This is a genomic window from Cryobacterium sp. Y29, from assembly GCF_002929825.1.
Lineage (GTDB): Bacteria > Actinomycetota > Actinomycetes > Actinomycetales > Microbacteriaceae > Cryobacterium.
This window is the reverse complement of sequence record NZ_PJJN01000028.1, coordinates 127,410-140,609: the sequence shown is the minus strand read 5'-3', so window position 1 is coordinate 140,609 and position 13,200 is coordinate 127,410. Positions and strand designations below refer to the sequence as shown.

The 13,200-nt window shown below is 64.8% G+C and carries 12 protein-coding genes and 1 tRNA gene; 2 read left to right on the top strand and 11 right to left on the bottom strand.

Annotated elements, in window-relative coordinates:
- Positions 1-22: 22 nt before the first annotated feature.
- A complete protein-coding gene (locus CXY74_RS04895; RefSeq protein ID WP_104199387.1) occupies positions 23-388 on the top strand; it encodes a hypothetical protein in 366 nt (121 codons plus the stop codon).
- Positions 389-549: 161 nt separating this feature from the next.
- Here the strand turns inward: CXY74_RS04895 and CXY74_RS04890 are convergent, their stop codons facing one another.
- The 3 genes from CXY74_RS04890 to CXY74_RS04880 all read right to left on the bottom strand — a co-directional run bounded on the left by CXY74_RS04890 (position 550) and on the right by CXY74_RS04880 (position 3,086).
- Entirely contained in the window at positions 550-1,527 is a 978-nt protein-coding gene (locus CXY74_RS04890) for a ribose-phosphate diphosphokinase (RefSeq protein WP_104199386.1), read from the bottom strand.
- Positions 1,528-2,979: a bifunctional UDP-N-acetylglucosamine diphosphorylase/glucosamine-1-phosphate N-acetyltransferase GlmU gene (gene glmU / locus CXY74_RS04885; protein ID WP_104199385.1), complete on the bottom strand. Its 1,452-nt coding sequence runs from the start codon at positions 2,977-2,979 to the stop codon at positions 1,528-1,530.
- A 35-nt stretch (positions 2,980-3,014) separates the two neighbouring features.
- Positions 3,015-3,086 (bottom strand) — tRNA-Gln (locus CXY74_RS04880).
- 121 nt (positions 3,087-3,207) lie between these two features.
- Between CXY74_RS04880 and CXY74_RS04875 the strand changes: the two genes are divergently transcribed.
- A complete protein-coding gene (locus CXY74_RS04875; protein ID WP_104126994.1) occupies positions 3,208-3,699 on the top strand; it encodes a MarR family winged helix-turn-helix transcriptional regulator in 492 nt (163 codons plus the stop codon).
- A 6-nt stretch (positions 3,700-3,705) separates the two neighbouring features.
- Here CXY74_RS04875 and CXY74_RS04870 read toward each other — a convergent pair whose 3' ends face one another.
- From CXY74_RS04870 to metG, 8 genes are all read right to left on the bottom strand, one after another.
- Positions 3,706-4,365, bottom strand: a complete 660-nt coding sequence (locus CXY74_RS04870; RefSeq protein WP_104199384.1) for a methionine ABC transporter permease — start codon at positions 4,363-4,365, stop codon at positions 3,706-3,708.
- A gap of 1 nt (position 4,366) precedes the next feature.
- Positions 4,367-5,395, bottom strand: a complete 1,029-nt coding sequence (locus CXY74_RS04865) for a methionine ABC transporter ATP-binding protein (RefSeq protein ID WP_104199383.1) — start codon at positions 5,393-5,395, stop codon at positions 4,367-4,369.
- A gap of 132 nt (positions 5,396-5,527) precedes the next feature.
- The gene (locus tag CXY74_RS04860) at positions 5,528-6,418 is read right to left on the bottom strand and encodes a MetQ/NlpA family ABC transporter substrate-binding protein (RefSeq protein ID WP_104199382.1); all 891 of its coding nucleotides are present in this window, start codon (positions 6,416-6,418) and stop codon (positions 5,528-5,530) included.
- Positions 6,419-6,617: 199 nt separating this feature from the next.
- The gene (locus CXY74_RS04855) at positions 6,618-8,411 is read right to left on the bottom strand and encodes an ABC-F family ATP-binding cassette domain-containing protein (protein ID WP_104199381.1); all 1,794 of its coding nucleotides are present in this window, start codon (positions 8,409-8,411) and stop codon (positions 6,618-6,620) included.
- 145 nt (positions 8,412-8,556) lie between these two features.
- Complete coding sequence (locus CXY74_RS04850; protein WP_104199380.1) at positions 8,557-9,489, bottom strand: 4-(cytidine 5'-diphospho)-2-C-methyl-D-erythritol kinase; 933 nt, start codon at positions 9,487-9,489, stop codon at positions 8,557-8,559.
- A gap of 255 nt (positions 9,490-9,744) precedes the next feature.
- Positions 9,745-10,620 carry a 16S rRNA (adenine(1518)-N(6)/adenine(1519)-N(6))-dimethyltransferase RsmA gene (gene rsmA / locus CXY74_RS04845; RefSeq protein ID WP_104199379.1) on the bottom strand — a complete coding sequence of 292 codons (876 nt, stop codon included), beginning with the start codon at positions 10,618-10,620 and terminating at the stop codon, positions 9,745-9,747.
- Positions 10,617-11,600 (bottom strand): TatD family hydrolase, encoded by a 984-nt coding sequence (locus tag CXY74_RS04840; RefSeq protein WP_104199378.1) that lies wholly within the window; start codon positions 11,598-11,600, stop codon positions 10,617-10,619. The genes rsmA and CXY74_RS04840 overlap by 4 nt, the downstream gene beginning before the upstream one ends.
- The gene (gene metG / locus CXY74_RS04835; protein ID WP_104199377.1) at positions 11,593-13,164 is read right to left on the bottom strand and encodes a methionine--tRNA ligase; all 1,572 of its coding nucleotides are present in this window, start codon (positions 13,162-13,164) and stop codon (positions 11,593-11,595) included. Before metG ends, CXY74_RS04840 begins: the two co-directional genes overlap by 8 nt.
- Between the last annotated feature and the right edge of the window lie 36 nt (positions 13,165-13,200).

The window sequence follows — 13,200 nt, the reverse complement described above, 5'->3', positions numbered from 1 at the left end:
GTCTGGAAGAATGAAGATACTTATGACTGATGATCACCCCGAGCTTTCCGGCTACGAGCCGAACGATAACTACCGGCCGCTGCGCGGCAAGCATTTCGCGTCCATTTTGCGGATCGTCGTCGTGCTCGGGTTGATCGCCCTGATTGTGCCGGGCATACTCACCACCATGCGGGTCGCCTCCGACACTGCCGCCAACGCCTGTGCGACCGCGGTCGCCCAGTATTATCCCTTTGCGGTCGACTTCGACGCTCGCTTCGACCTAGCCGGACCCGGCGGGTTCGGCTGGCAGTGCTACGCCATCGACCAGAACGAGCGCGACACCTTCGTGACCTCGCTCGGGATCATCCCCTCCGCTCCACGCCAGATCACTCCGGGCACCCCCACGTAGCGGCCTCCGCACTCGTCGGCGCCATCGACCCGCGGCTTTCGACGGGTCCGCACCGCGGGTTCGTGCAGTTCGGTCTTTCGACGCGGTGAGATGAGAAGAGGCGATGGCCGCAGCCACCGCCTCCCAAAATCAGCCGAGTACGAGGCCGACCGGTCTATGCCCTATGCGGCACCGTCGAACATCGACGTGACCGAACCCTCATCAAACACTTCGTGGATGGCGCGGGCCAGCAATGGCGCGATCGGCAGCACGGTGAGGGTTGGGAAGCGCTTCTCCGGGGGGATCGGCAGCGTGTCCGTGACCACGACGGCGCTGATGGCCGGGTTCTGCAGCATGTCGACGGCCGGGTGGCTGAACACGGCGTGGGTGGCGGCGACGACGACGCCGATAGCGCCAGCCTCGCGCAGGGCCTCGGCGGCCAGGGCAATGGTGCGACCGGTATCGATCATGTCGTCGACAATGAGGCAGACGCGACCGCTCACCTGACCGACGATCTCGTGCACGGAGACCTGGTTGGGGACGAGCGGGTCGCGTCGTTTGTGGATGATGGCGAGCGGCACACCGAGCCGGTCACTCCAGATGTCGGCGACGCGCACGCGGCCCATGTCGGGCGAAACCACGGTGAGGGTGGCCGGGTCGAGCTTCTCGCGAAAGTGCTCCAAGAGCACCGGCATGGCGAACAGGTGGTCGACGGGACCGTCGAAGAAGCCCTGGATCTGGGCGGCGTGCAGGTCGATCGACATGATGCGGTCGGCGCCGGCGACCTTGAACAGGTCGGCGACCAGGCGGGCCGAGATCGGCTCGCGACCGCGACCTTTCTTGTCCTGCCGGGCGTAGGGATAGAACGGTGCGACGACGGTGATGCGCTTGGCGGAAGCCCGCTTGAGCGCGTCGACCATGATGAGCTGTTCCATCAGCCACTCGTTGATCGGCGCGGTGTGGGACTGGATGACGAACGCATCCGAGCCGCGCACACTCTCGTCGAACCGGGCATACAGTTCGCCGTTGGCGAAGGTGCGTGCATCGGTGTGGAGCAGCTCTGAACCAAGCTCCGTGGCAATGTCGAGAGCGAGCTGCGGGTGCGCTCGCCCCGAAACCAGTACGAGTCGTTTGTCGCCGCTGGACTTAATTTCCGACACTTATTCTCCAGTCTTTTCGCTGCTTGTGGGGCGCAGGCTTGCTGCCGCCGCTGTATCCGCGGCTGTGCCCGGACGGTTGACGTGAACCCAGCCGTCCATGTTGCGTTGCGGCGCCACGTTGATGGCCAGTGCGCCGGACGGAACGCTCTTGCGAACGACTGTTCCAGCCCCCGTGTACGCCCCGTCCCCAATTGTAATCGGCGCGACGAACACGTTGTGCGACCCGGTGCGCACGTGCGACCCGATCTCCGAGTGGTGTTTGGCCACGCCGTCATAGTTGGCGAAGATTGTTCCGGCACCGATGTTCGACCCCACGCCAACCGTGGCATCGCCCACATAGCTCAGATGGGGCACCTTGCTGCCGGCGCCGATCTGCGCGTTCTTGGTCTCGACGAAGGCGCCGATTTTACCGTCGGCGCCGAGTACGGTGTTCGGACGCAGGTACGAGAATGGCCCGACAGACGCCCGAGCCTCGATCACCGCGAGGGTCGCGTCAGTGCGATTCACGCGGGCGCCCTCGCCGATCTCGCAGTCGCGCAGGGTGGTGTCTGGTCCGATGATGGCACCAGTGGCCACCACTGTGGCCCCGATGATCTGAGTGCCGGGCAGCACCGTGACGTCGGTCGCGAGAACGGCTTTCAGGTCGATCCAGGTGGTGGCCGGGTCTTGCACGGTCACGCCGGCGAGCTGCCAGCCGCGCACGATCAGGGCGTTGAGCTTCTGGGCGGTGTCGCCCAGCTGGGCACGGTCGTTGATGCCGGCCACGATCCAGGCGTCGGCGACGGGAACGGCGCTCACCTCGGAGCCGGCCCGGCGCAGCAGTTCGATCACATCGGTGAGGTATTTCTCACCCTGCGCGTTCGCCGTGGTCAGCTGCGCCAACTGCACGCGCAGCGCGGCCAGGCCGAACAGGTAGACGCCCGCGTTGATCTCGGTGACGGCCAGTTCGGCATCCGTCGCATCTTTTTGCTCGACGATGCGGTCGAACGCACCCTCGACCGAGCGGATGATGCGCCCATAGCCGGTCGCGTCGTCCGGGTAGGCGGACAACACGGTTCCCACCGCTGCGCCCTTGCGGTGGGAGGCGATGAACGAGGCGAGGGTTGCAGCGTTCAGTAGCGGCACGTCGCCGTTGATGACGAGCACGTCACCGTCGAAATCATCGGGAAGCGCGGCGACGGCCTGTTCGACGGCGCGGCCGGTGCCGGGAATCTCATCCTGATCGACGATGGTACTTTCCGGCAGGTCTTCGGCCACGACGGCGGCGAGCAGGTCACGTTCGTGCCGTACGACGGTCACGACATGCGCGGCGTCGAGGGCGCGCGCAGTGGCCAGCACATGGCTGACGATGGGCACTCCGGCGAGCGGATGCAGCAGCTTCGGCAGGCTGGACTTCATGCGGGTGCCCTGGCCGGCGGCCAACACGATGATGGCGAGGCGGGCGTCTGTCACAGGTTTCCTAACGCATTCGGGAGAGAAAGTGAGGGCTCCGCCACCAGGATTCGAACCTGGACCGAACAACTCCAAAGGTTGCCGTGCTGCCGTTACACTATGGCGGACCATGCCAGCCGGAGCCAGCAACCAGTCAAGTCTGCCAGATTCTGGCGGCCCGCGACGCCGCTGGCACCTCCTCGGGGCTTCTGCGCGAAGAAACCCCCGGAAAAGCGGGATAATGGAGCAATGCCTGGCCATGATGAAGTCGACCGAATCGTCGATTCGTGGCTGCGTGAACGGCCCGATCTTGATTTTGCGCCGCTGCAGGTCCTCAGCCGAGTCGCTCGATTGTCCAAGCACCTCGACCGGGCCCGCCGCACCGCCTTCTCCCGCTCAGAGCTCGCGTCGTGGGAGTTCGATGTGCTCTCGGCGCTGCGCCGCGCGGGAACCCCCTACGAGCTGAGCCCGAAAGCCCTTTTGCAGCAGACACTTGTTTCCAGCGGCACCATGACGAACCGCATCGACCGTCTCGTCGACCGCGATCTGGTCAAGCGCCGCTCTGCGCCCAACGACGGCCGCGGCATCCTCGTGGGCATGACCCCGGCCGGTCTGACCCGCGTGGATGCCGCCATCACCCGGCTCGTCGACGCCGAGGCTGAGCTGCTCGACACCCTCTCGGTGACCGATCAGGACCGGCTGGCCGGCCTGCTGCGCAAGCTCAGCCTCGACTTCGACTAGCCACCGCTACCGGCGAAGAGCCTTCCGCGCGAGGTAGTTGCCGAAGAACTGCACGAACTGCACCAGCACGATGATGAGCAGCACGGCCGCCCAGGTCACGATGGGGTTGAACTGACGATAGCCATAGAGCAGCGCGAAATTACCCAGGCCCCCGCCACCGACGTACCCGGCAACGGCCGACATGTCCACGAGGGCGACAAAAATAAACGTGTAGCCGAGAATCAGCGGGCCCAGGGCCTCCGGCAGCAATACCGTGAAGATGATGCGAATCGGCCCGGCGCCGACGCTGCGGGCGGCGTCGATCACACCGGGCGTGACGGTGAGCAGGTTCTGCTCCACGATGCGGGCCATGGCGAAGGACGCTGCGAGAGCGATCGTGAAGATGATCGCATTGTTGCCGATGCCGCTGCCGGTGACAGCCCGGGCGAGCGGTTGCGCCGCGGCCAGAAAAATGATGAATGGAATCGGGCGAATGAAGTTGACCAGCAGGTTGAGCACGAAGAACAACGGCTTGTTCTCCAGGATGCTGCCGGCTCGGGTCAGGTAGAGCCCGAGGCCCACCAGCAGTCCGCCGAGGCCGCCGAAGAACAGGGTCATCGCGACGATATACAGGGTCTCGTACGTCGCCGTCCACAGTTCGGGCAGCAGGTCGATGAGTGCATCCATATCAGCGCACCTCCGTGACGGTCGTGAGCGTTCGAATGTGAGCGAGCACCTGGTCGATGACCGGATCGACGCCGGAAAGAGCGAGCGTGAGATGCCCGAACGGGCGCCCCTGGATCTCATTGATGCCGCCGTAGACGACCTCGAACGCCACTCCGGCCCGTGAGAGCTCACCGAAAACGGCCGTCTGGTCAACCGCGCTGTCGCGGAAGGCGAGCGTCACGATGCGGCCCGTGTGCCGCTCGCGCAGCACGGCGAGTTCGGCCGCAGACGGTACCCCCTTGACCACGGTCGAGACGAAGCGAGCGGATGCCGCGGCTTGCGGGTTCGAGAACACGTCAAAGACCGGTCCGCGCTCGATGACCCGGCCCTGGTCCATCACGGCGACCTTGGTCGCGATGGTCTGGATGACGTCCATTTCGTGGGTGATCACGATAATGGTGACCCCGAATTCCACATTCACCCGTTTCAGCAGCGCGAGGACCTCGTGCGTGGTCTCCGGGTCGAGCGCGCTCGTGGCCTCGTCAGCGAGCAGGATGCTCGGCTGGGTGGCGAGGGCACGAGCGATACCCACGCGCTGCTTCTGACCGCCGGACAGCTGGTCGGGAAACGACCCGGCCTTGTCGGCGAGGCCGACGAAGTCGAGCAGTTCAGCCACGCGGGCGGTGCGCTGCTCCTTGGGATGCCCGGCCACTTCGAGCGGGTAGGCCACGTTGCGCGCCACCGTGCGAGAGCCGAGCAGGTTGAACTGTTGAAAGATCATGCCGATGCCGAGGCGCACCTTGCGCAGCTCGCGCTCCGACAGCACGGCGATATCCTGCCCGTCAACGATGATCTCGCCGCTCGTTGAATGTTCGAGAGCATTCACGAGTCGCACAAGGGTGCTCTTACCGGCACCGGAGTATCCGATGATCCCGTAGATGTCCCCGGCCTCCACGTCCAGACTGACCGAGTCGATCGCCGTGACACTCGGTGCGCCCTTGCTCGCGGGCGGGTATACCTTGCTGACATTCCTCAGGCTTACAAGAGCCATCCGTTGTTCCTCAAAAACCTTCTTGTTGCTGATGTGTCCTGATGTCGCGCCGGGGAACACGAACGAGCAGTCTCGGCTTTTGGCCGTGAATCTGACAAAGAACCGAAACTGCTCGCGCGGTAACGCTGATGCTTACTTCTGAGCCTTAGTGTCGGCCTCGACCGCGACGCGCGACGCTTCAAGCTCGGAAACCGGGGTCGTCAACAGCACTGCCGTGTCGCCGGACGCTTCCCGAACCCCATCCTGAACGGCCTTCGTGGTCTGGTAGATCTCGACGAGCTTCTGGTATGTCGCGTTGTCTTTGTCCTCGGCACGCGCGGCAAAGACGTTCGCATAGGGCACGGACTTGGAGTCGGCCGGATCGTCCTGGGCGATGGCATCCGAGAAACTCAGCCCGGCCTTTCCAACAAACTCGTTGTTGACGATCGCGGCGGCGACGTCGGGCAGCGAGGTCGTCGTGAGCGACGCGTCGAGAGCCGTCACTTTCACCCGCGAGGCGGCGGTGTCGATGTCGTCGAGTGACGACGAAATCGTGCCGCCATCGGTGAGCTCGATCAGACCGGCTGACTGGAGTACGACGAGGGCGCGGGCCATGTTGCTCTGGTCATTGGGCACGGCGACCGTGTCGCCCTTCTGAATCTCATTGACGCTGGTGTACTGCGTGGAATAGAGACCCAGCGGGTAGATTGCGGTGGCGCCGATCGCCGAGAGGTCCTGGCTGCTCGCCACGTTGTAGTTTGCGAGGTAGACGATGGTCTGAAATTGATTGAGGTCGATTTCGCCGGCGGTCAGGGCAGGGTTCGGCTGCTCGTAGGTGGCGAAGTTGACCAGGTCGACCGTGATCCCTGCGTCGGCGGCGGCTTCCTTGAAGACGCCCCAGTACGATTCGCTCTCGTCGACGACACCGATCTTCACGACATCTTCATCACCAGCAGCGCCTGCGCACCCGGCCAGCAGTGCCGCAAGCGGCAGAATCGCTAGTGCGGCCAATACGGACTTCTTGAGGGAACGTGGCTTGTTCATGGAGGGTCTCTTTCGCTGTGTGAATTCCCCGAGAGCGCCGATGGCGATTATGGGCACAGCGATTATTCGGGCACAGAGCAACCCCGGGTATTGGGGGTGGGGGTCTGTGCCGCAGCTCTGCGAGGCACTCAACAACGATACGCGCCGAAACTGCGACGCGTGGGCCTTCCGGACACACTGCGTCACAGTTTCTGCGACGTTAGCCCTCGATCAACTCGGTAAGTTCGACCCAGCGCGTTTCGAGCGTGGCGATGGTCTCTTCGAGTTCGGTCAGCTTCACGCCGAGCTCGCTGAGACCGGCAAAATCGGACTGGTCGTGGGTGGCGAGTTTCTCATGCTTCTGGGCGATGCGCTCCTGCAGCTTGACCACCTTGCGGTCGATCGATCCGAGCTCCTTCTGGGCGTTGCGCAGTTCAGCGCCGCCGAGGGTGGGGATCTTCTTGTTCGCGCCGGCGGCATCCGCGGGGGTTCCGGAAGCCGGGCCGGAGACGGCTTTGCGGCGCACCTCGAGATATTGGTCAACGCCGCCGGGCAGGTGGCGAAAACCGCCGTCCATGACCGCGTACTGGTTGTCGGTGACGCGCTCGATGAGATACCGGTCGTGCGAAACCACCAGCAGGGTGCCGGGAAAGGAATCGAGCAGGTCTTCCATCGCGGCGAGCATGTCGGTGTCGAGGTCGTTGGTGGGCTCGTCGAGAATGAGCACGTTGGGTTCGTCGAGCACGATCAACAGCAGCTGCAGGCGACGCTTCTGACCACCGGACAGGTCCTTGACCTGGGTGGTGAGCTGGGCGCTGAGAAAGCCCATACGTTCGAGCATCTGCCCCGGCGTGATCTCCTTGCCACCGGCCATGTAACTGGTCTTCTGCCGGCCGATGACGTCGCTGACGCGGTCATTGCGAATCTCATCGAGTTCGAACAGCTGCTGGGTGAGCACGGCAACCTTGATGGTCTTGCCGCGCTTCACGTGGCCGGTCGTAGGCTGCAGGGTGCCAGCCACTAGGTTCAGCAGGGTGGACTTGCCGGCACCGTTGACGCCCATGACGCCGGTGCGCTCACCCGGCGCGATGCGCCAGGTGATGTCATTGAGAACGGTCTTCTCACCGAACTTCACGCCGATGTCGATGAGGTCGACGACGTCTTTGCCGAGGCGCTGCATGGCCATGGACTGCATCGAGACGGTGTCGCGGGGCGGCGGCTCGTTTTCGATCAGCACGTTCGCGGCATCGATGCGGAACTTGGGCTTCGCGGTGCGGGCCGGGGCGCCGCGGCGCAGCCAGGCCAGTTCCTTCTTCATGAGGTTCTGGCGCTTGGATTCGACGACGGAACTCATGCGGTCGCGCTCCACACGCTGAAGGATGTAGGCGGCGTAGCCACCCTCGAAGGGCTCGATGAGGCGGTCGTGCACCTCCCAGGTGATGTTGCAGACCTCGTCAAGGAACCACCGATCGTGGGTGACGACCACGAGCCCGCCGCTCTGCGCGGCCCAACGCGTCTTGAGGTGGCCGGCGAGCCAGGAAATGCCCTCTACGTCGAGGTGGTTGGTGGGCTCGTCCAGAAAGATCACGTCGTAGTCGCCGATGAGAACGGCAGCCAAGGCCACCCGGCGGCGCTGGCCACCGGAGAGGTCGTCGACGAGGGCATCCCACGGAATGTCGCGCACCAGGCCGCCGATGACGTCGCGCACCTTGGCGTCGCCCGCCCAGACGTGTTCCTCGATGCCGCCGACGATGGTGTGGCCGACGGTCTGGCCCGAGGCAAGGTCATCGGACTGGTCCAGCATGCCGATCGTGACACCGCGACGCCGCGTGACCCGCCCCTCATCGGGTTCCATACGGCCGGCCAGCAGGCGCATGAGGGTTGACTTGCCGTCGCCGTTCTTACCAACGACGCCGATGCGGTCGCCCTCGTTGAGGCCGGCAGTGACGCTGTCGAAGATGACGCGGGTGGGAAATTCGAGGTGCAGGGACTCAGCCCCGAGAAGATGTGCCATAGCCTCCAAGTTTACGGCACGGCCGCAGCCCCCGGATCAGCGAGCATAACTCCTGCAATTTGCCACCGTGCTTGCTAGCTCCCCCGGAATGACGCGGGCGTTTCGCCACTGTCCGGCAGATTGCAGGAGTTATGCCCGCAGGAGGCTAGTCGTTGATGAGGCGGGCGCCGTGCACCGGGCCGGTGGCGCGCACAACGCGCAAGCGGCTGGCGGAGAGCGCGACCTGCAATTCGAGCGCGCTATCGGCATCCGCTACCAAAAAAGCCACGGTCGGGCCCGAACCCGAGAGGACACCGGCGAGGGCGCCGTTTTCTTCGCCGAGCTGCAGCACCTTACCGAGGCCCGGGGCGAGGTGCAGGGCGGGGGCCTGCAGATCGTTGTGCAGCACGTCGGCGAGCATATGCGGGTCGCCTGCTCGCAACGCCTGCAGCACGTTCGCGTCGACACTGGGCTGGTGCTCCGCCGGAAAGATGTCCTGGGCGTGGCGGTCGCGGTGCCGGTCGAGCTCGTGAAACACCCCGGGAGTCGACATTCCAAAGTCGGCGAGGGCCAGCACCCATTGAAACTTGCCCTTGGCCAGTGCCGGGCTGAGCTGGTCGCCCCGGCCGGTACCGATGGCGGTGCCGCCGGTGAACGAGAACGGTACGTCGGCGCCGAGCGTGGTGGCAATGGCGAGGAGTTCGTCTTTGCTGGCGCTGGTGCCCCAGAGGGCGTCGCAGGCGAGCAGGGTAGCTGCGGCATCGGCCGAGCCACCGCCCATTCCGCCGGCGATCGGAACGTTCTTTTCAACCTCGAGGTGCACGCCGCCGCGGTAGCCGGCCTTGCGGGCAAGGGCCCGAGCAGCCTTGATGACAAGGTTGGTGCCGCCGACGGCGAGGCCGGAAGTATCGATGCTGCCGCTGAACTCGACGGAGAAGTCGGAGGCCGGGCTGGCCCTGACCTCTTCGAACAGCGAAACGGCCTGGTAGGCGGTCGCGAGGTCGTGGTAACCGTCTTCCATTACGGCGCCGACCTTGAGGAAGACGTTGACTTTGCCGGGGGCCCGCGCGTGCACAACGGTGGTACCGGCCGACGTCATCATGCTTTTAACTTAGCCCAGCCGCTTAGCCGCTAGCGACGCGACCAGTGCCAGCTACGCCGGTGCTGCCGCCTGAGCCGGCCCAAAGTCGGCGGCGCCATATCGGCGGCGCCATATCGGCGGCGCCATATCGGCGGCGCCATATCGGCGCGGCCATATCGGCGTCCACGGCCAGACGCTGACGCGTCAGTGAAACGGATGTTCGCCGCGCGACTTTTCCGCAGACAACACGGCAGCCGAAGATAGACCTGTCTTCTAGCTCTCGGGCCAGACCCAGGCGATAGCGAGAAAGTCATGAACGGTGAGCTGCTCTCCCCGCGTCGTCGGGTCGATACCCGCCGCGCTCATCACGGCCGCCGCCGCCGCCGAGTCCCCGAGAACGACCGACAGGGATTGCCGCAGCATCTTGCGTCGCTGCTGAAAAGCCGCGTCGACAAGCGCGAAGGTCTTGAGGCGCAGTTCTTCGGATTCCAGCGGTGCCGCGCGGCGTTCGAAGGCGATCAGGATCGAATCGACGTTCGGAACCGGCCAGAATACCTGCCGGCTCACCTTGCCGGCGGTGCGGAAGTCGCCGTACCAGGCGGCTTTGACGCTCGGGCTTCCATAGATCTTGTTGCCGGGCGGGGCGGCGAGACGTTCGCCGACCTCGGCCTGCACCATGACGACACCGGCTCGGATCGACGAGAAGTGTTCGAGCAGGTAGAGCAACACCGGCACCGAGACGTTATAGGGCAGGTTGGCGACGAGCCGGGTGGGGTCACCGGGCAGCTCGGTGATCTTCAGGGCGTCGGCGCGAATGACGGTGAGCTGGGCGCCCGGCTGCATGAGTTCGACGGTCAGTGGCAACTGCTCGGCGAGGCGGTCGTCGATTTCAACGGCGACGACGCTCGCACCGATCTCGAGCATGCCGAGCGTGAGCGAGCCGAGGCCGGGGCCGACCTCGACGACGGTGTCACCGGGTGCTACGGCGGCGACCTTCACGATGCGCCGCACAGTGTTGCCGTCGATGACGAAGTTCTGGCCGAGCTTCTTGGTCGGATTGACGCCGAGCATCTCGGCGAGGTCGCGAATCTCGGCGGGTCCGAGAAGGGTCTTGACGGGTTTCGCCTCCTCTGCGGTTCCGTCGGTCATGCGAGACGTCCAGGGGGGGCCTGGTCTGGGCGCGGAACATCATGGGCCGCGGTGACCGGCTCCGCATCCCAGCGACCGTAGACCAGCTCCGTGTTGGCGGTTATTTGAGCGGAGAGCAGGGAGACATCCGTTTCGAGGTGAGCGGCCATGCCGCGCAGCGTGTTGGGCAGCAGGTACGGCGCATTGGGCCGGCCGCGGTAGGGCAGCGGGGTGAGAAACGGAGCATCCGTTTCGACCAGCAGCAGGTTGCGCGGGGCGGCGGACAGGGCCGCCCGCAAGTTGTCGGCGTTTTTGAACGTGACATTACCGGCAAAGGACATGTACCAGCCTCGCGCGGCACAGATTCGAGCCATGTCGGCGTCGCCAGAGAAGCAGTGAAAGACGGTTCGTTCGGGGGCACCGACCTTGAGCAGCGTTTCGATCACAGCCTCGTGGGCATCGCGGTCGTGAATCTGCAGCGCGAGGTTGTTCTTCTTGGCGATGCGAATATGCGCCTCAAAGGAGCGAAACTGGGCGGCGCGACCCGCTTCGGGAGTCCGAAAGAAGTCGAGCCCGGTCTCGCCGACGGCGACCACGCGCGGTTGCCCGGCGAGTTCGTCGATCACGGCGATGGCGTCGTCGAGGGTGCCGGCCTCGTCAAGAGCAGGCGCCTCGTTGGGGTGGATCGCAACGGCGGCGAGCATGCGCGGTTCGTTCAGTGCCGCGGCGGCCGACCAGCGTGAGGTTTCGACGTCGCCGCCGACCTGGATGACACCGCGAACTCCAACGCTCGAGGCCCGGTCGAGCTGTTCCCGATAGCTGAGCGGATACTCGCCGTCGGCGATCTCGAGATGGGTGTGGTTGTCGTAGACGGGTATCGTGAGCGGCTCCGGCAGCGGCGGGTAGCTCAGGTCGCGGCACGCGGTGTTCTCGCGGCGGCGAATAGCGCTGCCGTAGCCGTCGACGCCTCCGTCGAGCCCACCCAGCGAGTCGCTAGCCATCGGTTGGCTCCACGATCGATTCAATGCGCGGGAACAGTGGTTCGAGCGGGCTCACCACAGTGCCACCTGCCCACTCCCAGGCCCGGTCGACGCGCTGGTCTGCGAGGGCGCCGTCGCCGCCGAGAGCGGTCCACAGTTTGGCGGTGGCGATGGGAATGACCGGCGACAGCAGCACGGTGAGGGTACCGAGGCCGCGTACGGCGGTGTGCAGCACTGTTTCCAGTCGCGCTCGCGTTTCGGAGCTCTTGGCGAGCGCCCACGGCTCCTGCAGGGTGATGTAGCCGTTGAGCTCATCGACGAGTTCCCACACGCTGGCCAGGGCGTCGTGGATGGCGAGGGTCTCGATGAAGGCACCAGCGGCATCCGTCACCCGCTTTTCGGTGGCCGCGATTGCGAGGTCGGCGGCCAAAAGCTCGCCGCCGACGGGCACGATGCCGTCGCAGTAGCGCACCACCATGGCGATCACGCGAGAGGCGAGGTTGCCGAAGCCGTTGGCGAGCTCGGACTGGTACCGGGCCGAGAGGTCTTCCCAGCTGAACGAGCCGTCCTGACCGAAGCTGATGGCGCGCATGAAGTAATAACGAAAGGCGTCGGAGCCGAACGTGTCGGTGATTTGGCTCGGGGCGATTCCGGTGAGCTTGGACTTGCTCATCTTCTCGCCGCCGACCAGTAGCCAGCCGTGGCCGAAAACCTGCTTGGGCACCTCGATGCCGGCGGCCATGAGCATGGCCGGCCAGATGACGGCATGAAAGCGCAGAATGTCCTTGCCGACGATGTGCGTGGCTGGCCAGCGGCTCGCGAACTCCTCATCGTTTTGACCGTAACCGGCCGCGGTGATGTAGTTCAGTAGAGCGTCGAACCAGACGTAGACGACGTGTGATTGGTCCCAGGGCACCTTGATGCCCCAGTCGAAGCTCGAGCGAGAGATCGACAGGTCGGAAAGGCCGCGCTTGACGAAGGACATGACCTCATTTCGCGCCGCCTCCGGCTGCACGAAATTGGGGTTTTCTTCGTACAAAGTAAGTAACCGGTCAGCGAAGGCGCTCATCTTGAAGAAGTAGTTCTTCTCGTGCAGCAGCTCGACCGGCTTCGAGTGGATCGCGCAGACCGGCTGGCCGACGTACTCACCGGTGCCGTCAACCAGGTCGGTGGCCTGTTTGTACTCTTCGCACCCGACGCAGTAGTACCCCTCATACTCGCCGGTGTAGATGTGACCCTCATCGTGCAGGTGCTGGAGAAACTTCTGCGCGTTCACCTCGTGGCGTTCGTCAGTCGTGCGGATGAAGTCGTCGTTCTTGATATTGACGGTCTGCAGCAGCGGCTTCCACGCGGTCTCAACCAAACGGTCGGCCCATTCCTTGGGCGTGACGCCGTTGGCGATCGCGGTGCGCAGAATCTTCTGGCCGTGTTCGTCGGTGCCGGTCAGTAGCCAGGCGTCATCACCCGACTGCCGGTGCCAGCGCGCGAGAACGTCGGCCGCCACCTCCGTGTAGGCGTGCCCGATGTGCGGCACATCATTCACGTAGAAAATGGGCGTGGTGATGTAGAAAGAACCTGCGGACATGCGTTCATCTTATGCGGCGAGCGCTTATGGTCTGGC

What these genes read in the sequence shown, in the direction of transcription:
- CXY74_RS04895 (WP_104199387.1), top strand. Translation starts at nt 23, where the DNA reads ATGACTGATGATCACCCCGAGCTTTCCGGCTACGAGCCGAACGATAAC.
- CXY74_RS04875 (WP_104126994.1), top strand. Translation starts at nt 3,208, where the DNA reads ATGCCTGGCCATGATGAAGTCGACCGAATCGTCGATTCGTGGCTGCGT.
- CXY74_RS04870 (WP_104199384.1), bottom strand. Translation starts at nt 4,365, where the DNA reads ATGGATGCACTCATCGACCTGCTGCCCGAACTGTGGACGGCGACGTAC.
- CXY74_RS04865 (WP_104199383.1), bottom strand. Translation starts at nt 5,395, where the DNA reads ATGGCTCTTGTAAGCCTGAGGAATGTCAGCAAGGTATACCCGCCCGCG.
- CXY74_RS04860 (WP_104199382.1), bottom strand. Translation starts at nt 6,418, where the DNA reads ATGAACAAGCCACGTTCCCTCAAGAAGTCCGTATTGGCCGCACTAGCG.
- CXY74_RS04855 (WP_104199381.1), bottom strand. Translation starts at nt 8,411, where the DNA reads ATGGCACATCTTCTCGGGGCTGAGTCCCTGCACCTCGAATTTCCCACC.
- CXY74_RS04850 (WP_104199380.1), bottom strand. Translation starts at nt 9,489, where the DNA reads ATGACGTCGGCCGGTACCACCGTTGTGCACGCGCGGGCCCCCGGCAAA.
- rsmA (WP_104199379.1), bottom strand. Translation starts at nt 10,620, where the DNA reads ATGACCGACGGAACCGCAGAGGAGGCGAAACCCGTCAAGACCCTTCTC.
- CXY74_RS04840 (WP_104199378.1), bottom strand. Translation starts at nt 11,600, where the DNA reads ATGGCTAGCGACTCGCTGGGTGGGCTCGACGGAGGCGTCGACGGCTAC.
- metG (WP_104199377.1), bottom strand. Translation starts at nt 13,164, where the DNA reads ATGTCCGCAGGTTCTTTCTACATCACCACGCCCATTTTCTACGTGAAT.